This window comes from Flintibacter sp. (assembly GCF_046973065.1).
The window spans coordinates 1-19,329 of sequence record NZ_JBKVXZ010000026.1 but is presented as its reverse complement, the minus strand read 5'-3'; the positions used below and the strand labels follow the sequence as shown (position 1 = coordinate 19,329).

Here is a 19,329-nt window from a genome sequence, read left to right as displayed (position 1 = left end):
TAAGCAAAAAGGCTCCTCTGACTCACCGTCAGAGGAGCCTTTTATTTATCTTTATCCTATCTTATATCCAAACATTCTATATTATAAGGTAGCGCGGTGTTATTTTACCACCACGTTTTCCTCCCCCAGCCGCTCCTTCAGGTCCTGAATGAGCGCCGGATGGATGAGGCACCGGGCGCCGTAGCGCTTTTTTGTATCCTCAAAATACAGCACTGCCTGCCCCTCTCCAGGGAAGAAGGACAGCACCAGCTCCACCTTCCGCATTCTGGGGTCCTGACGGCTGGGCATTCGGATGTAGAGCCGCGGCTCCTTTTCTTGCTGCTGGGCCTCGCCCTGATTCAGGGGCGAAATGGTGTCCACCATGATCTGGGGCTCCTTTTCATCCCGCACCGAGATCCGCCCGGTGACCAGCACTGCACTGTTTTCCCGGATATAGCCTCCACTCTCCCCCAGCACCCGGGAGAAGCACAAAAGCTCCATGGATGCCGTGTCGTCCTCCAGGTTCACATAGGCCATGAGAGTGTTGTTTCGGGTGGTGCGGGTCTTGTAGGTGGCGATTACACCGGCCACCGTCACCCGTTCCCCATCCCGGAAACGCTGTGGTCCCTCCTCCCCCTCAAAGTCGTTGAGGATGGAACCAATGGTCACCGCACCTCGCTTCCGGGCAATCTCCCGGTAGGCATCCATGGGATGGCCGGTGAGGTAGAGGCCGGTGACCTCCTTCTCCATGGTCATCAGCTCCTGGGGGGTGTACTCCGGAATGTCAGGCAGATGGAGGGTGGGCAGAGGTGTACTCTCCCCCTCTCCCCCTCCGAAGCCAAACAGGTCCATCTGGCCCTCCACGTTCCGCTTGCGGCTGGCAGCGATGCCGTCCAGCACCTGGCCGAACACCTGCATCAGCTGGGAGCGGCGGCACCCCATGCGGTCAAAGGCCCCCGCCTTAATGAGACTCTCCAGTACCCGCCGGTTCAAATCGTGGTCAAACATGCGGTCGCAGAAGTCCATAAAGTCTGTAAAGGGGCCATGCTTGACACGTTCTTCCAGCATGGCGTTCATCACGCTGCGGCCCACTCCCTTCAGGGCAGCCAGGCCAAAGCGGATGCCCTGGGGTGAAACGGTGAAGTTGGTCTCCGACTCGTTCACGTCGGGGGGCAGCAGCTGGATGTCCCACTCCTTGCACTCGGCAATGTACTCGGCCACCTTCTCGCTGGAGTCCAGCACCGAGGTGAGCAGAGCGGCCATATACTCCTTGGGATGGTGGCATTTGAACCACGCCGTCTGGTAGGCCACCAGGGCATAGCACACCGCGTGTGCCTTATTGAAGGCGTAGTTAGCGAAGTCGTAGATTTCGTCGTAGATGCTCTGGGCTACATTTTCAGGAATCCCGTTGGCGGCACAGCCGGCGATATTTCGCTCCGGGTCGCCGTGGAGGAAGGTCTCCCGCTCCTTTTCAATGTCCTTGACCTTCTTTTTGGACATGGCCCGGCGCACCATATCGGCCTGACCCAGAGAGTAGCCGCCCAACTGCTGGAAAATCTGGATGACCTGCTCCTGGTAGACGATGCAGCCGTAGGTATTGGACAGGATGGGCACCAGAGAGGGGTGCTTGTAGGTCACCTTCTCCGGGTTGTTCTTGCAGGAGATGAACCGGGGAATGGATTCCATGGGGCCGGGGCGGTAGAGGGCCACGATGGCGGTAAGGTCCTCAATGCTGTGGGGCTTGAGGCCCACGCACACCCCGGTCATGCCGGAGGACTCCATCTGGAACACGCCGGAGGTGCGCCCCTCCGAGATCATCCGGAAGGTGGCTTCATCGTCCTCGGGGATGTTGTGGATGTCAAAGTCCGGCTCCTTGCGCCGCACCAGCTTCACCGCATCATCCAGCACGGTGAGGTTGCGCAGACCCAGGAAGTCCATTTTTAAAAGGCCCAACTCTTCCAGGGTGGTCATAATGTACTGGGTGACCACCAGGTCGTCGTTTTTGGCCAGGGGCACATAGTCGCTCACCGGGCGGCTGGTGATGACCACGCCGGCAGCGTGGGTGGAGGTATTCCGGGGCATGCCCTCGATAGCCATGGCGGTATCGATGAGCTTTTTCACCTTGTAGTCGCTGTCGTAGGACTCTTTCAGCGGTTTGGAGAGCTTCAGAGCCTCCTCCAGGGTGATGTGCAAGGCTCCCGGTCCGCTAGGGATCTGCTTGGCAATGACGTCCACATCGGCGTAGGGCATGTTCAGCACCCGACCTACATCCCGGACAGCTGCCCGGGCGGCCATGGTACCGAAGGTAACGATCTGGGCCACGTGGTCCGCGCCGTACTTCCGGGCCACATAGTCAATGACCTCCTGGCGGCGGCGGATGCAGAAGTCGATGTCGATATCGGGCATGGTGACACGCTCGGGGTTGAGGAAGCGCTCGAAGTACAGGTTATATTTCATGGGGTCCAGGTCGGTGATGTTCAGGCAGTAGGACACCATGGAGCCCGCCGCCGAGCCGCGCCCCGGTCCCACCGGGATGCCGTTTCCCTTGGCGTAGGCGATAAAGTCAGAGACAATGAGGAAGTAATCCACAAAGCCCATCTTGCGGATCATGGCCATCTCATAGTCCAGCTGCTTGCGGTACTCCGGGGGCTGGGTCGGGTAGCGCCAGGCGAATCCACCCAGACATAGCTTTTTAAAGTAGGCGTAGCCGTCGCTCCATCCCTCGGGCAGCCGGAAGTGGGGCAGGTGGTACTTGCCGAAGGTGAAGTCCACGTTGCACAGCTCCGCGATTTTCGCTGTGTTGTCCAAGGCCTCCCGGGGGAAAAGGGCGGCCATCTCCTCCTCGCTCTTGACGTAGAATTCCTGGGTCTCAAACTTCATCCGTCCCGGGTCATCCACCGTCTTGCCCATCTGGATGCACATGAGGATGTCCTGCATCTCCGCGTCCTCCCGGCGCAGGTAGTGGGCGTCGTTGGTGCACACCAACGGGATGCCGGTCTCCTCATGCAGGCGCAGGATGCCCTCGTTTACCTTTTTCTGGGCGGGGATGTTGTGGTCCTGGAGTTCCAGGTAGTAGCCGTCCTCCCCAAAGAGCTCCCGCATTTCCAAAGCAACTTCTTTGGCCTTGTCGTAGTCCCCGGCCATCAGTAGCTTGGGGATCTCGCCGCCCAGGCAGGCAGACAGGGCAATCAGTCCCCCGCAGTGCTCCCGCAGCAGGTCCAGGTCGATGCGGGGCTTGATGTAAAAGCCCTCCAAAAATCCCTGAGAGACCATGTAGGACAGGTTCCGGTAGCCTTCCTCGTTGCGGCACAGCAGCACCAGGTGGGAGAAGGCGGCGTCGTACTCGTGGACCTTCTGAAAGCGGGTGCGGCCACGGGGCGCTACATAGACCTCACAGCCGATGATTGGCTTGATACCAGCTCCCTTGCAGGCCCGGTAGAAGTCGATGACACCGTACATGACGCCGTGGTCCGTGATGGCTACCGCCTCCTGGCCCAGGTCTTTTACCCGCTGCACCAGCTTTTGGATGCGGCAGGCCCCGTCCAGCAGGGAAAATTCCGTATGAAGATGCAGGTGGACAAAGGACATAGGATCCTCTCTTTCTCTATTGCGCGCGCTTTTTCTCCCAATGGGCATGGATCATCTGGCAGGTGCGGACAAAGACATAGCCCAGCACACCGCCGATAAAGTTCAAAATGGCATCGTCCACATCGGCAGCCCCAGTGGCCGTGCGCCACTGGAGATACTCCACCGCCACAGGGATAACCGCCAGCAGCGGAATGGTCAGCCAGAACCGGCGCAGAGGCCGGAACAGGGCGGGCAGCAGCACCCCCATAGGCGCCATAATGACCACATTCCCCAGAAGATTGAAGATGCTCACATGGCTGCCGGTGTTGCGGTAATAGCGGATATAGTTGCGGATGGTGTGGAAGGGCTCCAAGTTGATGTTGCCGCCCCAGCCACGATCCATATGGAACAGGCCGCCGAAAAACAGCAGCACCGACAAAATGGCCAGGTAGTAAACCAAAAATACCCACAGCGCCCCTCGCAGATAGCGCCGCCGGGCCTCGCCCCGGGGCAGCTCCCACAGGCGCAGGGCCACCCCGATCCCCGCCACCAGTACGGTGACCACCGGCACCGACACCTGGGTCCATAACGTCAGGTGGTCGCCCAGCAGCAGCCAGACCAGGTTCAGAACCACGGCAGCGCCGTAGCAGATCAAATGGATCATGGCTCGGTCTTCTCTTTTCCGCCCAGCTCCACCAGCTTGCGCAGGCGGTGGTTCAGGGCGGACTTGGTGATGGGGGGGTCACACAGCTGGGCCAGCTGGGACAGGGTGTCCTCCGGGTTGGCCATGCGCAGGCGGGCCGTCTCCTGGAGCTTGTCGGGCAGCTTATCCAGCAGCCCCTGGCGCTCCAGGTTTCGGATAGCCTCCAGCTGGCTCTGAGCGGCCTCCACCGCCTTATCCAGGTTGGCCGCGTCGCAGTTGACCCGGCGGTTGACGCTCCCCCGCAGGTTCTTCTCCAGCTTGGTGTTCATGATCTCCATGGCGGCCACCGGCGCGCCCACGGCGGTAAGAAAATCCTCAATGTACTCGCTCTGTTTAAAGTAGATGACGCTGTTCCCCTTTCGGGCGGCGGCCTTGGGGGTAAAGTCGCACTCCCGCATGAGGGCCAGCATCTCCCGGCTCACTTTCTGATGGGAGGTGGTCAGCTCCAGGTGGTACCCCTTTTTCGGGTCGGTGACCGACCCTCCCGCCAGAAAAGCCCCACGGAAGAAGGACATGCGGCAGCAGGGCTCCTCCAGGACAGCAAAGTTGATGTGCAGGGCCACGGCCTCTCCCTCCGCACCGTAGGTCTGGCGGATGGTTTGCAGCTTCTTCGGGTCCTGAATGGAAAAAATATGCTTTCCATCCCCCTGTGGAAGGCGGTCAAAGGTGATTCTAAAGGCCTTTTTGAACAGCAGGGGCAGTCGCTGGGCAAAGGCGTCGTGTTCGGTGACGATCCGCACCTCCCCGCCGGTAAAGGTGTTGCAGTACAGCAGCACCCCGTAGGCCTCCGCCTGGGCGCAGCACTTGCGGTGCAGCTCCCCCCGGCACAGCTCATTTTTTACCTCGCCTCCAAAGGTCATGGTGTTCACTCCTCGATGATATAGCGGTTCTTCCCCCGGAAGATGCGCATGGCCCGCTGACGGTAAATATCCAGCACCGCCTCGGCCAGCTTATCCGGGTCATGGCGGGCGAAATCGCCCTTCTCCCGGGCCACCGGGCGCTCCACCAGCTCCAGGCCCATGGCGGCAATGCGCTCCCGGTCCACAACCAGGGGCACCGCTCCTTCTTCTTCATAGCGGCCCAGCAGATTTTCCGGCACAGGGGCACAGTTGGCAAGACACAGGTCCACCATCCCCGGCGCGCCGTGCTCCATAAGGGCCTGGACGTGGTCAGCGGCGGTGTACCCCTCCGTCTCGCCGTCCTGGGTCATGATGTTGCAGATGTAAATTTTCAGGGCATCGGTCTCCGCGATGGCCTGGGGCACCCCTTCCACCAGCAGGTTGGGGATGACGCTGGTGTACAGACTTCCCGGCCCCAGCAGAATGAGGTCGGCATCCCGGATAGCCTCCAGAGCGGAAGGCAGGGGCTCGGGCTTGGCGGGGATCAGATTCACATGGTGGATACGGCAGTCCTGCTGCTTTTTAAAGTCGCAGATCTTGGACTCCCCCACCACCTGGGTCCCGTTTTCAAACACCGCCTCCAGCTGTACGTCGGCGCTGGTGACGGGGATGACCTGGCCGGTGATAGCCAGAACCTGGCTCATCTGGCGCACCGCCTCCTCGAAAGAGCCGGTCACCCCGTTCAGCGCGGCCAAAATCAGGTTGCCGAAGGACTGTCCTGCCAGCACGCCGTCGGAAAAGCGGTAGGTGAGCAGGCGCTGCATGATGGGCTCCGTGTTGGCCAGGGACTCCATACAGTGGCGGATGTCCCCCGGCGGAGGCATACCAATATCCCGCCGGAGCATGCCGGAGCCTCCCCCGTCGTCGGCCACCGTGACCACGGCGGTGAGATTTTTGGTGTATTTTTTCAGTCCCCGCAGCATGGTAGAAAGGCCGGTGCCGCCGCCGATGGCGACGATCTTGGGCCCCCGCTCCCACAGCTGGGTGTTGGGGATGGCGTCCAGCATAATAAATGCCTCCTTCTAGGACAAGATCAATTGCGCCCCATGTCCCGGTGGCTCTCGGTCACCGGGAAGCCCTGCCCGGCAACAAACTGGGCCAGTGCGTGGGCCACCGCCACCGAGCGGTGGTGTCCTCCGGTGCAGCCCACGGCAATGACCAGGGAGGTCTTCCCCTCCTCTGCATACCGGGGCAGCAGATAGCTGACAAAATCGTTGAGGCGCTTAAGAAATTCATTGCTCTGCGGGTGGGAAAACACATAGTCCCGGACTCCCTGGTCCAGGCCGGTCAGCCCCCGCAGCTCAGGAACGTAGTAGGGATTGGGCAGAAAGCGCACGTCAAAGACCAGGTCGGCCTCCATAGGCACCCCGTGCTTGAAGCCAAAGGAGAGAACATGCACCTCCATCTTCCCCTCCTCTTTCCCCTTGGAAAAGAGGGACAGCAGCTTGCTGCGCAGCTGGCCCAGGGTCAGACCGGTGGTATCCACGATCCAGTCCGCCCGCTCCCGCAGGGGAGCCAGAACCTTCCGCTCCATCTGGATGGCCTGCTCCAGGGAGGCATATTCCTCCCCCAGGGGATGGACCCGCCGGGTCTCCTTATAGCGCTTGATAATGGCGGCATCCGAGGCATCCATGAACAGGATGCGGTAGCTGCACTTCATTGCCGTCAGACGGTCCAGGGCCTGGAATAGCCCCTCAAAATTGGTGCCGCCCCGGATATCGGTCACCAGTACCACCCGGTCATACTCTCCGTTTCCCCCCATGCCCAGCTCGGCAAATTTGGGGATCAGAGGGACGGGCAGGTTATCCACACAAAAATAGCCCAGGTCCTCCATCACCGAGGCCGCCCGGCTCTTCCCTGCCCCGGACAGACCGGAAATAATCAAAAACTCCACAAACACACACCTCAAGTTTTCTCTCTCTGGGGACGCTCTCCCCTGCGCCGCCCGGCTCTCACCCCAGCCGGCGCACCTCCATCTCCAGCTCCACGCCGGTCTGTTCCCGCACGCGGCGCTGGACCTCCTTCACCAAGGCCAGCACGTCGGCACAGGTGGCGCCTCCCCGGTTGATGACAAATCCCGCGTGCTTCTCCGACACCTGGGCACCTCCCACCGTAAAGCCCTTCAGACCGCACTGCTCAATGAGGGCGGCGGCGAAGTATCCCTGGGGCCGCTTGAACATGGACCCGGCACTGGGGTACTCCAGAGGCTGCTTGGACTTTCTCTTCTGAGCCAGCTCCGCCATCTGGGCGCGGATGTCCTCCTCCTGTCCCGACTCCAGCTCCAGCACCGAGGAGAGGATCACGTCCTCCCCCTGAGAAAAGATGCTGTGGCGGTAGGAGAAGTCATGCTCCTCCCCTACGATCTCCTTCACGGTCCCCTCGGGGGTGAGGCACCGGGTGCGGCGCACGACCTGCACCATCTCGCCTCCATAGGCTCCGGCATTCATCATGACGGCTCCTCCCAGGGTGCCGGGAATTCCTCCGGCAAATTCCAGGCCGGTCAGGCCCTCTCCGGCGGCAAAGGAGGCCAGCCGAGCCAGGGTGACGCCTGCCCCCACGGCAATCTCCCGCTCTCCGGTTCGCTCCAGGCGATTGAGTCCCGTCATATCCAGCACAAAAGCCTGCACGCCTTCATCGGCCACCAGCAGGTTGGAGCCGTTGCCCAGCACCACCAGAGGGATCTGGTTCTCCCGGGCAAGCCGGACGCACGCCAGCACCTGCTCCTCGTTTGTGGGCCGGGCCATGAGAGGCACCGGGCCGCCGATGCGGAAGGTGGTGTGGCGGGCCATGGGCTCCTGTTTCAGCAGTTCCATGTCGGGGCAGCACTTTTGTAATTGATCAAACAACTGGTCAAATTGATCCATTGTGACCTCCAAATTCCTTGCGGATTTCAAATATAACAAGTGGAATTACGCGGCCGCTGCCGCGAGAACAAGCTGATTTGCAGTTTATTCAGCAGACATTATATTATAGCAAATTTCACCGTCAAATAAAATAGTACACCCGCAACTTTACCCAACATAAATTCCCCCGGCCGGAGCGCTTCCTCTGGCCGGGGGAATCCCATTTGGTTCACGCGGAAAGATCAGAACATATTGCACAGCATGGCGGCGCCCACCACGCCCGCGTCGTTGCCCAGGCTGGCCCGCTCAATGCGGGGCAGGTGGTCCTTGTCGAAGCTGCCCCGGTGGACCAGCTCACGCAGGGGATTGAGCAGCAGGTCGTCGTCGGCATTGCTGATACCGCCGCCCAGACAGACGATCTCGGGGAACAGCACGTTCACCAGGTTAATGAGGCCCATGGACAGGCCCTCCAAGTAACGGTCCAGCGCCTTGCGGGCCGTGGCGTCGCCCTCACGCACCGCCTGGAAGGTGGTACGGCCCTCCAGCTTGCGGGTATCCCCGTCGCACAGCTGCCACAGCATGCTGTCCCGGTTGTACTCCATCTCCTCCCGGGTCAGACGAACCAGAGCGGTGGCGGAACCGTACTGCTCCCAGCAGCCCAGGTTGCCGCAGCCGCAGCGCACCCCGTTGGGATGGATGATCATGTGGCCCGCCTCCATGCCGGCACCGCCGTGACCGATGTAGAGCTTTCCACCCCGGACCATGCCGCTGCCGATGCCGGTGCCCAAAGTGATGACCAGAGCAGGGTCAAAGCCCTTGGCAGAGCCCGCCCAGTACTCACCCACCGCGGCACAGTCGGCGTCGTTGCCCAGGTAGACGGGGATCTTCAGATCCTCCTGGAAAATTTCCCGGAAGGGGGTGTTGTAGAAGGGCATATTGGTGGTCTTGATCACCATACCCGTCTTATTGCTCACCAGACCGGGCAGGCCCACGCCCGCCGCCTGGATCTCAGAGAGCGGACAGTCGGCCTCTTTGGCTGCCTGAAGAGACAGCTTGGCCAGCTGGCGGGTCAGCTCCTCCGCCGTCATGCTCTTATCCACCGGGCAGGACGCCTTGTGCAGGATCTTACCGTTCTCATCTACCAGTCCGGCCACCAGGTTGGTGCCGCCTACGTCAATTCCGATATACATGGTTTACCGCTCTCCCTCTTCCATGAGTTTTTTAAAGTGTTCATCCATTTTCCGGGTCAGCTCCAGAGCCGCGTTATGGCCCATCTTCCGGTTACGGTTGTTGATGGCCGCCACCTCCACGATGCTGGCCAGATTCCGTCCGGGCTTGACCGGGATGGTCAGGCAGGGCACCGAGACGCCCAGGATCTGAGTCACCGCTCCCTCCAGGCCCAGGCGGTCATAGACCGCGCTGTCGTCCCAGGGCTCCAGCTTGATGACCATATCGATCTCCTGCTCCGTCTTGATGGCGCTCATACCAAACAGCCGCCGCACGTCCACCACGCCGATGCCGCGAAGCTCCATATAGTGGCGGATGAGTTCAGGGGCCGTGGCCATAAGGGTACCGTGGTTGGTCTCCTTGATCTCCACCGCGTCGTCGGCAATGATGCGGTGTCCCCGCTGAATAAGCTCAATGGCAACCTCGCTCTTGCCCACGCCAGACTCGCCCTGAATGAGCACGCCCTCGCCGTAGATCTCCATCATCACACCGGAGCGGGTGATCTGAGGCGCCAGGTGGTTAAAGAGGCTGCCGATGAGGCGGCTCATAAAGGCAGAAGTATGTTCTTGTGTGCGCAGCACGGTGCGCTCATGCTTGATGGCCATCTCCATACACTCAGGGAAGGGCTCCAGTTCCCGGGTGATGATCAGCGCGGGCACCGGATGGGCCAGCAGCCGGTCAAAACTCTCCCGGCGGGCCTGAGGCTCCATGCCCGAGAGATAGGTGTGCTCAGTCAGGCCGATGACCAGCAGGCGGCGGGCATCAAAATGCTCAAAAAAACCGCTCAGGGGCAGGCCGGGCCGGTTCACGTCCAAAGTGGTCAGAGGCATATCCTCGTAATTGGGACCTTTATTTAAAATCTCCAGTTGGAACTCCCGGATGATCTCTCCCAGTTTTACGCTTTTTCCACGCTCTGCCATAGCGTCTCCTCCTTGCGTTCCAGGCTGTCATGCCGATTTGGTTTTAGTATAGCTTATTTGTCTTTCCGGCGCAAGCGCAGGGTTCAATTTCTTCCTTCCGTTTCACACTTTTTTCCATTTAAAGCCCTCTCAGAAAAAAATTCAAGTTTTTTTAAAAACCTCTTGCATTCCCGAAAATTATCTGGTAAAATACCAGTCGATGCTTCATCGAAAGCGTACTCTCATAGCGAGGAGGTAAGCAACATGGCCAAATGTGAATTCTGCGACAAGGGCGTCACCTTCGGTATCAAGGTCTCCCACTCCCACCGCCGCTCCAACCGCACCTGGAAGCCCAACGTGAAGCGCGTGAAGGCGATTGTGAATGGGACTCCCACTCACGTGTACGTCTGCACCAGATGCCTCCGTTCCGGTAAGGTCACCCGCGCTGTGTAATTGGTATATGGCAAGATAAAATGTCCTGCGTCGTTTGGCGCAGGGCATTTTCTTTTTTCCCAAAATCCGCCATATGCCCCTTCTTTTGTCCCAAGACATTCCCTTTTTCCCCATTTTATGATATGATATCCTTAAAAAGGCGGCGCTAAGCGGCCCGTTCCCTTTCGCAGCCCAACAGGAGGCCCGTTATGTTTGTCAAAAATCCGGAATACTTTTTGGCCATCGTCAAGGAGCGCAGCATCTCCAAGGCGGCGGACCGTCTCTATCTCTCCCAGCCCTACCTCAGCCAGTATCTCGCCAAGCTGGAGGCCAATCTGGGTGTCACCCTACTGGACCGCTCCCACACCCCTCTGCATCTGACCGCCGCGGGAGAGCTTTTCCATGCCTATCTGGAACGCCAGGGCTATCTGGACCGGCAGCTGGAGAGCGACCTGCAGCAGCTGCAGGAGAAGAAACGCCAACAGCTGCACATCGGCGTGTCCACCTGGCGAGGCTCCACCCTGCTGCCCGATATCCTGCCCCGCTTTGCCGCCAAGTACCCCGACGTGCAGGTGGTCCTCCACGAGGCGCCGGTGCCCCAGCTGGGCAATCTGGCCGCCAGCAGCGTCACAGACTTCTGTCTGATGCACACACCGGGCAACCTCACCGACCTGAGCTATGAGCTGGTAATGCACGAGCGCATCCTCCTCATCTCCCACAAGGACCACCCCCTGGTCCAGGGCCTGGACAGCCCCTGCTCTGCTCCCCTCCCCTTCGGGGACCTGCGGCAGCTGGAGCACGAGCGGCTGATGATGCTGCCTGAGGATTGGCGTCTGTCCCGCCTGCTCTATAACACCTTCAACGTTCAGAACGTGGAGCCGGTGAATATCCTCACCACCACCAACAACACCACCGCCATCAATCTGGTGGCGGAGAACATGGGCTTCACTTTCCTGCCGGAGAGCGGCATCCACCGCACCCCCTATATGGACCGTCTGTCCTTCTTCACCGTGGGCGATCCCCCTCTCACCTGTCCGATGGCAGTGGTTTATAAGAAAAACAGTTTCCTCTCCCCCGCCACTCGGGCCTTCATCGCCCTCATCAAGGACTTTTACCGACAGTTTGACCGGGGCTCTGCCCTTTCGGACACTTGACGTGCCGAAAGAGGTGTGATACACTCACTACATAAGCTATACAACTGACGGAAGTGGAGTACCACATGAAGTATAGCGGACGCGTTCAGCGTCTTAATGCCGACCGTCTGGGCGCACGGAGTAAAAAACCGGTGCGCCCTTTTTTTGTGAAAAGGGCGCGGACAAAGGAGAAATTGTGTTATGTTGACCGATATTGAAATTGCACAGAGCACCCCCATGAAGCCCATTGGCGACATCGCCAAGACTGCCGGCGTGGCTGAGGAGTACCTGGAGTACTACGGCCGCTACAAGGCTAAGATCGACTACCGCCTGCTCAATGAGACGCAGGCTCCCAACGGCAAGCTGATCCTGGTCACCGCCATCAACCCCACCCCCGCCGGCGAGGGTAAGACCACCACCACGGTGGGTCTGGCCGACGCTCTGCGCCGCATGGGCAAGAACGCTCTGGTGGCCCTGCGCGAGCCCTCTCTGGGCCCGGTCTTCGGCGTCAAGGGCGGCGCTGCCGGCGGCGGATACGCTCAGGTGGTGCCTATGGAGGATATCAATCTCCACTTTACCGGCGACTTCCATGCCATCGGTGCGGCCAACAACCTGCTGGCCGCTATGCTGGACAACCACATTCAGCAAGGCAACGCCCTGGGGATTGACGTCAAGCGCATCACCTGGAAGCGGTGCGTGGACATGAACGACCGCCAGCTGCGCAACGTGGTGGACGGCCTGGGCGGACGGATGCAGGGCGTTCCCCGCGAGGACGGCTTTGACATCACCGTAGCCAGCGAGGTCATGGCAGTTCTGTGTCTGGCCACCTCCATCACCGATCTGAAGGAGCGCCTGAGCCGCATTATCGTGGGCTACACCTACGACGAGAAGCCGGTCACCGCCGGGGACCTGAAGGCCGCCGGTGCCATGGCCGCTCTGCTGAAGGACGCCCTCAAGCCCAACCTGGTCCAGACCCTGGAGGGTACTCCCGCCTTTATCCACGGCGGTCCTTTCGCCAACATCGCCCACGGCTGCAACTCCATCATGGCCACCCGTATGGCTCTGAAGCTGGGCGACTATGCCATCACTGAGGCCGGCTTCGGCGCCGACCTGGGTGCAGAGAAGTTCCTGGACATCAAGTGCCGCATGGCGGGCCTCACCCCCGATGCGGTGGTTGTGGTAGCCACGGTCCGCGCCCTGAAGCACCACGGCGGCGTGGCCAAGGCCGACCTGAACACCGAGAACCTGGAGGCTCTGGAGCGCGGCCTGCCCAACCTGCTGCGCCACGTGGAAAACATCACCAAGGTCTACGGTCTGCCCTGTGTGGTGGCCATCAACCGCTTCCCCACCGACACCGAGGCCGAGCTGAAGCTGGTGGAGGACAAGTGCCGGGCTCTGGGTGTCAACGTGGCCCTCAGCGAGGTCTGGGGCAAGGGCGGCGAGGGCGGCCTGGCCCTGGCCGAGGAAGTGGTGCGTCTGTGCGAGCAGCCCAACGACTTCCGCTTTGCCTACGACGCTGCGGCCTCCATTGAGGAAAAGCTCAACGCCATTGTCACCAAGGTGTACCACGGCGACGGCGTGGTCCTCACCCCCAACGCCCGCAAGCAGATGGCCCAGCTCACCGACCTGGGCTTCGGCGCTTTGCCCATCTGCATGGCTAAGACCCAGTATTCCTTCTCCGACGACCAGAAGCTGCTGGGCGCTCCCGATGGCTTCACCGTCACCGTACGCAACATTAAGGTGTCCGCCGGCGCCGGCTTCCTGGTAGCCCTGACGGGTGACATCATGACCATGCCTGGTCTGCCCAAGGTTCCCGCCGCCGAGAAGATCGATGTGGACGAGAACGGTAAAATCACCGGTCTGTTCTGATTGTAAACATAGAAAAACGGCGCGCCGAAGAAAACTTCGGCGCGCCGTTTTATTTGTTATTCTTCTTTGGATTCCGGTTTTACAGGCTCTTTCTTTCGCAGCCGCCGCACCACATCCTGTTTCAGCAGGGCATACAGCACCGAGGCCACCGGCACGCTGAGCAGCACGCCCAGCAGGCCGAACAGGCCGCCGCCCACCGTCACCGCCGTCAGCACCCAGATGCCCGGCAGGCCGATGGAGGTACCCACTACACGGGGATAGATCACATTGCCCTCGATCTGCTGGAGAATGGACAAAAAGATCAGGAAGATGATGGCCCGCACCGGGGACACCATTACCAGCAGGAAGGCAGAAAGGATCGCCCCGATATAAGCACCCGCCACCGGGATCAGGGCGGACACGCCCACAATAACGCCAATGAGAGCGGCGTAATCAGGCTGGATAAAGAAGGTACCCAATGCACACAGGCCGCCCAGGATGCAGGCCTCAATAGCCTGGCCGGAGACAAAGTTGGTAAAGGTCTCGGCAGTAAGGCGGATCACATCGCTGACCCAGGTCACATGCCGGTCGGGCAGATAGGCCCGCAGCAGTCTGCGGCCCTGGTCCAGCAGCTTTTCCCGCCCGGCCAGCATGTAGATAGAGAACACGATGGCCAGTACCAGGGTGACGAACATGGACAAAATACTACTGGTGACCACCATCACCTGGGAGGCAGCCGTGGTGACACTGGAGAGCACCCCATCCAAAAAGCTGCGCAGATAGCTGCTCAGGGAACTCAGGTCCAGAGAAGACAGATCCAGATACTCAGCGATCTTATTGATAATGGCCTGCAGATTGACCATATAGCCGCTGACACTGGCAGCAAACAGCTGAATACTGTCCACCACCTGAGGCAGTACAAAGGAAAACAGAGCCACAATAATCGCAATCATGGCCACATAGGAGGTAAGCACCGCCAACGGACGGCCCAGTTTCTTGAACCGCTCCCCCAGATTGCGTTCATAGTGGCGGCAGAAGAAGGCACAGGGCCGGTTGAGCACAAAGGCGATGGCAAAGCCCAGAAACAGCGGTCGGCAGCTGGTCAGGACCTGTCCTGCCAGATCCAGGATCACATCAAATTTGATCACCGCCAGCACCAGAAATACCGCATAGGTAATAATCAGCATCACGCTGCGCATCCATTTAATTGGCATAGAAAACCCCTTTCCCCGGGATCATACCCAGGCACATGCAAAACGCGATACCACTATACCATGCCCGCCCTTTGCCGTCAACATACCCTTCCGGTTCTATCCAGGCAAAAAAATCCCCAGCCGCGTGTATGCCCACGGCTGGGGGTTCCCCAAGGGTGATGCCTGTCCCTTTGGGTATTCTGGTGGCCAGAGAGATCTGAAAAGCCTGAGTGTGGGGAAGAAAGCAGGGAGGTGTGAGGAGGGGATGCTTTTGTTCTCTCGTCTCTAACCACCCATAGATTAGCATATGCTAACCATTTTGTCAACACTTTTTTAATCTGGCCAAACAGGCATATAAAAAGGGCCCGTCTCCACCTGGAGCGGGCCCCAATGATTGCTTATTTTTTGCTCAGCCGGTTCAGCGCCGCCTTGGCGGCCATCTGCTCGGCCACTCCCAGAAAAGCTGTGCTTTTCCGGGAACCCCATCATTTTAAATCCTCGGGCGGAATCAATCCGCCCTCCGGCAAGAAAATTCCCGGCCTCTGGCCAGGAATTTTGCTTGGACGCGCCCAAGGCGCGGCTCACTTTCGTTCGCAAGAGGCCCCGCCGTCACGCCTTCGGCTTTGACAGCTTCGCCATGGCCGCCTTGGCGGCCATCTGCTCGGCCTCTTTCTTGCTGTGCCCCTCGCCGGAGCCCACAGGCTCTCCGTTCAGATCCACGTCCACGAAGAAGCGCTTGGCGTGGTCGGGCCCCTGAGAGCCCACCAGCCGGTACTTGAGCACCTGTCCGCTCTCCCGCTGGACCAGTTCCTGGAGGGCGGTCTTGTAGTCCCGGGGACTGGTGATGCCCTCGATCTCCCGGCAGAGGATATACTTCTGGATGATCTTCCGGGCCGAGCCAATACCCCCGTCCAGATAGACCGCCGCCAGCACAGCCTCTACTGCGTCTGCCTGAATGGAAGGACGGGTACGGCCGCCGCCGGCCTCCTCCCCCTTGCCCAGCAGCAGGTAGGAACCCAGATCCAGGGCCTGCGCCACCTCTACCAGGCTCTCTTCGCACACCAGGGCGGCCCGCACCCGGGTCAGCTCTCCCTCGGGCAGATCGGGATGGCCCCGGTACAGGTGGTCGGCCACTACCATGCCCAGGATGGAGTCTCCCAAAAATTCCAGCCGCTCATTGCTCTGCAGCTTGCCCCGGCTCTCATTGGCGCAGGAGCTGTGGGTCAGAGCGTTTTCCAGCAGCTCCCGGTTTTGAAACTGGTAGCCCAGCTTTTCTTCTAAGGTGGTCATTGGTCGTTCCTCACTTTTTTCAAGGTAAGATAAGCAAAACTCCGCCCCAAGGCGGAGTTTCTGCTTATAATGTCTGGGAAATTAGTCGATCTTATTCTGCAGGAAGCGGACCAGATCGCCCACGGTCTTGATGGCAGAAGCTTCTTCCTCGGACATCTCGTCGATATCAAATTCCTCTTCCAGCGCCATAGACAAGTCCACAATATCCACAGAGTCCGCGTTCAGATCATCTTCAAAGGAGGTTTCCATGGTGATGGAATCCGCATCCACATTGAACTGCTCCGCGATCAGTGCGCATACCTTTTCAAAAATCATAGTAGCCTGCTCCTTTTGCTGTGCCCCAGGCACGTTTTTCTTTCCTTACTATATGCACATTCCCTCTGCCTGTCAATAGGGAATTGGCAATTTTTATGCAGGTGGGCAAAAGTGCCCAAGCGAGCATGTCTCCCTTACAGCTGAGTGACCTCCAGACGCATCACGTCCACATTGTCGGTAATACTCTCGATAATGCCGGAGGAGGCAAACTGTTTGGCCTGCCGCACGGCGTTCTTGATGGCGTAGGCATCGGAGGAACCGTGGGCCTTGATCACCGGCTTGGAGATGCCCAGCAGCGCGGTGCCGCCTACCTCGCTGGAGTCCATCATCTTCTTGAACTGCTTGAGTCCGCCGGAGACCATCACAGCGGCCAGCTTGGTCAGCAGGCTCTTCATAAACATCTTCTTGATCTCCCGGGCCAGGAACAGTCCGGTGCCCTCCATGGTTTTCAGGAAAATGTTGCCCGAATAGCCGTCACTGACAATCACATCTACCGAACCCTCAACCGCTTCCCGGGCCTCCACATTGCCCACGAAGTTGATGCGGCCGGCCTTGGCGGCCTCCTGGAGCATGGGGTAGACGGTAGTCTGGAGGGTGGTACCCTTGGAGGGCTCCGCGCCGATGTTCAGCAGCCCCACCTTAGGCTCGGGACGGCCCAGCACGTGCTCGGCGTAGTAGGAGCCCATGTAGGCAAACTGCAGCAGATACTCCGGGGGACACTCGGCGTTGGCGCCGCAGTCGATGAGCACTGCGCCCCCGTTGCCCGTAGGCACCACAGGAGCCAGAGCGGCCCGGCGGATGCCCTTGATGCGCTTGACCAGCAGGGTGGCCGCAGAGAGCAGAGCTCCGGTAGAACCAGCGGAGACAAAGGCGTCCCCGGCTCCGGATTTGAGCAGGTTCAGTCCCACCGTCAGAGAGGAGTCCTTCTTCTCCCGGAAGGCATTGGCAGGATTGTCGCAGATCTCCACCACCTCAGAGGCGTGGGCGATCTCCACCCCGGCGGGCAGCTCCTGGATGCCGTTGCTCTCCAGCACCTTAAGGATTTCCTCCCCCCGGCCTACCAGCACGATGTCCACACCGTACTCCTTGTTGGCTTGGATAGCTCCCATTACAGGAGCCTGAGGGGCGTTGTCCCCTCCCATGGCGTCAACGATGATTTTCATAAATATCCTTCTTTCTTAGAGAGCCCTGGGCTCGTCCTTCTCGACAGTCACCCAGACCGCCGAGGATACAATTATGTGAGATTCAGCCCATCCAGAGCCTCCAAAGCCCGTTTGGACAGCTCGGCATTTTTATTTCTCTTTCCCTTCACCCGGTAGCCCAGGGCAGGAATGAGGCCGAAGTTGATATTCATCGGTTGAAAGTGTACCACAGATTCGTCGCTGATGTAAAGAGCCAGCGCGCCCATGGCGGTCTCCCGTGGGAAGTTGATGGGCTCCTTGTCCTCCAGCTCCCGGGCCAGTTCCATGGCGGCCAGACAGCCCGAGGCGGTGGACTCCACATACCCCTCCACGCCAGTGATCTGTCCGGCAAAGCGGACCCGGGGCTCAGTGCGCACCCGGTAGTAGCGGTCCAGCAGCCGGGGCGAGTCCAGGAAGGTGTTGCGGTGCATCACGCCGTAGCGGACAAACTCCGCATTTTTCAGGGCAGGGATCATGGAGAACACACGCTTCTGCTCCGGCCACTTCAGGTGGGTCTGGAAGCCTACGATATTATAGATGCTGCCCTGAGCGTTATCCTTGCGCAGCTGCACCACGGCAAAGGGCTCCTTTCCCGTCTTGGGGTCCCGGAGCCCCACCGGCTTGAGGGGACCATAGCACAGGGTGTCCCGGCCACGGCGGGCCATGACCTCCACCGGCATACAGCCTTCAAACACCCCTGCGTCCTCAAAGCCGTGGACCTCCGCCTCCTGGGCGGTGGTGAGCTCCTTCCAGAAGGCGTCGTACTCCTCCTCGGTCATGGGACAGTTGATATAGTCCGGAGTACCCCGGTCATACCGGGAGGCAAACCAGGCGCTTTCCATGTCCACGCTCTCAAAGGTCACCAGGGGGGCGGCAGCGTCAAAGAAGTGAAGGTATCCGTTCTGGGGGTAGCGGCGGCCAATGGCCTCGGCCAGCGGCTCGGCCGTCAAGGGACCGGAGGCCACAATGACCTGTCCCTCCTCGGGGATGTCCAGTACCTCCTCCTCCACCACAGTGATGTTGGGGTGGTTCTTGATCTTCTCAGTAATGGCGGCGGAGAAGGCGTGGCGGTCCACCGCCAGGGCGCCCCCCGCCTCCACCCGGTGCTCATCGGCGCAGGCCATGATGAGGGAGTTGCAGCGGCGCAGCTCCTCCTTCAGCAGTCCCACCGCGTTCTCCAGCTGATCGGAGCGCAGGGAGTTGGAGCACACCAGCTCTCCAAAATCGGCGCTGTGGTGGGCAGGAGTCATTTTGTTGGGTTTCATCTCATGCAGGCGCACCGGGATGCCCCGGTTGGCCAGCTGCCAGGCCGCCTCGCTTCCCGCAAGGCCGGCTCCAATGACAATAACAGGTTCCATAGTACCTCCTGAGAGTCTCGTGTGTCCGTCTTATTCTGTAAGGCGTTTTTGCCTTACGCTTCCGTTTCCTCCAACTTAGCCTTCTTGGCCGCGGTCTTGGTGGTTTTTTTGGTGCTCGTCTTCTTTGTAGTAGTTTTTGCAGATTTCTTCGTGGAATCCGCCTTTTTTGTCGTTTTCTTGGCAGCAGTGCTCTTCTTGGCCACCGGCTTCTTGGCGCTCTCCTCCCCTTCCTGAGCGGGAGCGTCGGCCTCCTCGGTCTTCTTTTTCCAGCCGCCGCGCTTTTCCTCAGGTGTAAAGTTAGAACACTGTTCATTGATGCAGAAGGGCTTTTTGAATCCACGGCCCGACTTCTTGAACATGGTCCAGCCGCAGACAGGACAATTGTCCTTTACCGGCACGTCCCAGGTCATAAAATCACAGCGGCGGCTCTCGTCCTTGCTGTTCAAATGCTCACAGCAGTAG

General features: G+C 59.8%; 16 protein-coding genes, 1 pseudogene and 1 riboswitch. Of the genes and pseudogenes, 3 read left to right on the top strand and 14 right to left on the bottom strand.

The features are described 5' to 3' along the window. Positions 1 to 99 precede the first annotated feature (99 nt). The 8 genes from ACLTXB_RS10440 to hprK all read right to left on the bottom strand — a co-directional run bounded on the left by ACLTXB_RS10440 (position 100) and on the right by hprK (position 10,138). The gene (locus tag ACLTXB_RS10440) at positions 100 to 3,567 is read right to left on the bottom strand and encodes a DNA polymerase III subunit alpha (RefSeq protein WP_428226943.1); all 3,468 of its coding nucleotides are present in this window, start codon (positions 3,565 to 3,567) and stop codon (positions 100 to 102) included. A gap of 16 nt (positions 3,568 to 3,583) precedes the next feature. Further along, on the bottom strand, positions 3,584 to 4,210 hold the full coding sequence (locus ACLTXB_RS10435) for a VanZ family protein (protein ID WP_428226942.1): 627 nt from the start codon (positions 4,208 to 4,210) through the stop codon (positions 3,584 to 3,586). After that, a complete protein-coding gene (gene whiA / locus ACLTXB_RS10430) occupies positions 4,207 to 5,109 on the bottom strand; it encodes a DNA-binding protein WhiA (protein ID WP_428226941.1) in 903 nt (300 codons plus the stop codon). The genes ACLTXB_RS10435 and whiA overlap by 4 nt, the downstream gene beginning before the upstream one ends. A 5-nt stretch (positions 5,110 to 5,114) precedes the next feature. Beyond that, positions 5,115 to 6,155, bottom strand: a complete 1,041-nt coding sequence (locus ACLTXB_RS10425) for a gluconeogenesis factor YvcK family protein (protein WP_020989723.1) — start codon at positions 6,153 to 6,155, stop codon at positions 5,115 to 5,117. A gap of 26 nt (positions 6,156 to 6,181) precedes the next feature. Then, positions 6,182 to 7,042: an RNase adapter RapZ gene (rapZ, locus tag ACLTXB_RS10420; RefSeq protein WP_428226940.1), complete on the bottom strand. Its 861-nt coding sequence runs from the start codon at positions 7,040 to 7,042 to the stop codon at positions 6,182 to 6,184. Positions 7,043 to 7,100: 58 nt separating this feature from the next. Next, entirely contained in the window at positions 7,101 to 8,012 is a 912-nt protein-coding gene (murB, locus tag ACLTXB_RS10415) for a UDP-N-acetylmuramate dehydrogenase (RefSeq protein ID WP_428226939.1), read from the bottom strand. Positions 8,013 to 8,233: 221 nt separating this feature from the next. Next, positions 8,234 to 9,181, bottom strand: coding sequence for an ROK family protein (locus ACLTXB_RS10410; protein ID WP_008981054.1), 948 nt, complete (start codon positions 9,179 to 9,181; stop codon positions 8,234 to 8,236). 3 nt (positions 9,182 to 9,184) lie between these two features. Beyond that, positions 9,185 to 10,138 (bottom strand): HPr(Ser) kinase/phosphatase, encoded by a 954-nt coding sequence (gene hprK, locus ACLTXB_RS10405; protein WP_008981055.1) that lies wholly within the window; start codon positions 10,136 to 10,138, stop codon positions 9,185 to 9,187. Positions 10,139 to 10,381: 243 nt separating this feature from the next. On the opposite strand from hprK, the gene rpmB reads away from it, so the two are divergent. The 3 genes from rpmB to ACLTXB_RS10390 all read left to right on the top strand — a co-directional run bounded on the left by rpmB (position 10,382) and on the right by ACLTXB_RS10390 (position 13,551). Beyond that, on the top strand, positions 10,382 to 10,570 hold the full coding sequence (rpmB, locus tag ACLTXB_RS10400) for a 50S ribosomal protein L28 (RefSeq protein WP_008981056.1): 189 nt from the start codon (positions 10,382 to 10,384) through the stop codon (positions 10,568 to 10,570). A gap of 188 nt (positions 10,571 to 10,758) precedes the next feature. Further along, a complete protein-coding gene (locus ACLTXB_RS10395; RefSeq protein WP_428226938.1) occupies positions 10,759 to 11,703 on the top strand; it encodes a LysR family transcriptional regulator in 945 nt (314 codons plus the stop codon). Positions 11,704 to 11,733: 30 nt separating this feature from the next. Beyond that, positions 11,734 to 11,823, top strand: a riboswitch (ZMP/ZTP riboswitch). Between the two features lie 60 nt (positions 11,824 to 11,883). Next, complete coding sequence (locus ACLTXB_RS10390; protein WP_428226937.1) at positions 11,884 to 13,551, top strand: formate--tetrahydrofolate ligase; 1,668 nt, start codon at positions 11,884 to 11,886, stop codon at positions 13,549 to 13,551. Positions 13,552 to 13,607: 56 nt separating this feature from the next. On the opposite strand, the gene ACLTXB_RS10385 is transcribed toward ACLTXB_RS10390, so the two are convergent. The 6 genes and pseudogenes from ACLTXB_RS10385 to ACLTXB_RS10360 form a co-directional block, all read right to left on the bottom strand. After that, the gene (locus tag ACLTXB_RS10385) at positions 13,608 to 14,744 is read right to left on the bottom strand and encodes an AI-2E family transporter (protein WP_008981060.1); all 1,137 of its coding nucleotides are present in this window, start codon (positions 14,742 to 14,744) and stop codon (positions 13,608 to 13,610) included. 588 nt (positions 14,745 to 15,332) lie between these two features. Next, complete coding sequence (gene rnc / locus ACLTXB_RS10380; RefSeq protein ID WP_008981062.1) at positions 15,333 to 16,013, bottom strand: ribonuclease III; 681 nt, start codon at positions 16,011 to 16,013, stop codon at positions 15,333 to 15,335. Between the two features lie 81 nt (positions 16,014 to 16,094). Continuing rightward, positions 16,095 to 16,328 (bottom strand): acyl carrier protein, encoded by a 234-nt coding sequence (acpP, locus tag ACLTXB_RS10375; RefSeq protein ID WP_008981063.1) that lies wholly within the window; start codon positions 16,326 to 16,328, stop codon positions 16,095 to 16,097. Positions 16,329 to 16,462: 134 nt separating this feature from the next. Then, on the bottom strand, positions 16,463 to 17,491 hold the full coding sequence (plsX, locus tag ACLTXB_RS10370; RefSeq protein ID WP_008981064.1) for a phosphate acyltransferase PlsX: 1,029 nt from the start codon (positions 17,489 to 17,491) through the stop codon (positions 16,463 to 16,465). A gap of 71 nt (positions 17,492 to 17,562) precedes the next feature. Next, positions 17,563 to 18,867 carry a methylenetetrahydrofolate--tRNA-(uracil(54)-C(5))-methyltransferase (FADH(2)-oxidizing) TrmFO gene (trmFO, locus tag ACLTXB_RS10365; protein ID WP_428226936.1) on the bottom strand — a complete coding sequence of 435 codons (1,305 nt, stop codon included), beginning with the start codon at positions 18,865 to 18,867 and terminating at the stop codon, positions 17,563 to 17,565. A 53-nt stretch (positions 18,868 to 18,920) separates the two neighbouring features. After that, positions 18,921 to 19,329, bottom strand: a pseudogene (locus tag ACLTXB_RS10360) (type I DNA topoisomerase); the annotation flags it as partial.

Bases quoted from the DNA above. Each gene is read 5' to 3' on its own strand.
- ACLTXB_RS10385 (WP_008981060.1), bottom strand. From the start codon at position 14,744: ATGCCAATTAAATGGATGCGCAGCGTGATGCTGATTATTACCTATGCG.
- ACLTXB_RS10390 (WP_428226937.1), top strand. From the start codon at position 11,884: ATGTTGACCGATATTGAAATTGCACAGAGCACCCCCATGAAGCCCATT.
- rnc (WP_008981062.1), bottom strand. From the start codon at position 16,013: ATGACCACCTTAGAAGAAAAGCTGGGCTACCAGTTTCAAAACCGGGAG.
- hprK (WP_008981055.1), bottom strand. From the start codon at position 10,138: ATGGCAGAGCGTGGAAAAAGCGTAAAACTGGGAGAGATCATCCGGGAG.
- ACLTXB_RS10435 (WP_428226942.1), bottom strand. From the start codon at position 4,210: ATGATCCATTTGATCTGCTACGGCGCTGCCGTGGTTCTGAACCTGGTC.
- ACLTXB_RS10395 (WP_428226938.1), top strand. From the start codon at position 10,759: ATGTTTGTCAAAAATCCGGAATACTTTTTGGCCATCGTCAAGGAGCGC.
- murB (WP_428226939.1), bottom strand. From the start codon at position 8,012: ATGGATCAATTTGACCAGTTGTTTGATCAATTACAAAAGTGCTGCCCC.
- plsX (WP_008981064.1), bottom strand. From the start codon at position 17,491: ATGAAAATCATCGTTGACGCCATGGGAGGGGACAACGCCCCTCAGGCT.
- ACLTXB_RS10440 (WP_428226943.1), bottom strand. From the start codon at position 3,567: ATGTCCTTTGTCCACCTGCATCTTCATACGGAATTTTCCCTGCTGGAC.
- whiA (WP_428226941.1), bottom strand. From the start codon at position 5,109: ATGACCTTTGGAGGCGAGGTAAAAAATGAGCTGTGCCGGGGGGAGCTG.
- ACLTXB_RS10410 (WP_008981054.1), bottom strand. From the start codon at position 9,181: ATGTATATCGGAATTGACGTAGGCGGCACCAACCTGGTGGCCGGACTG.
- ACLTXB_RS10425 (WP_020989723.1), bottom strand. From the start codon at position 6,155: ATGCTGGACGCCATCCCCAACACCCAGCTGTGGGAGCGGGGGCCCAAG.
- rpmB (WP_008981056.1), top strand. From the start codon at position 10,382: ATGGCCAAATGTGAATTCTGCGACAAGGGCGTCACCTTCGGTATCAAG.
- trmFO (WP_428226936.1), bottom strand. From the start codon at position 18,867: ATGGAACCTGTTATTGTCATTGGAGCCGGCCTTGCGGGAAGCGAGGCG.
- acpP (WP_008981063.1), bottom strand. From the start codon at position 16,328: ATGATTTTTGAAAAGGTATGCGCACTGATCGCGGAGCAGTTCAATGTG.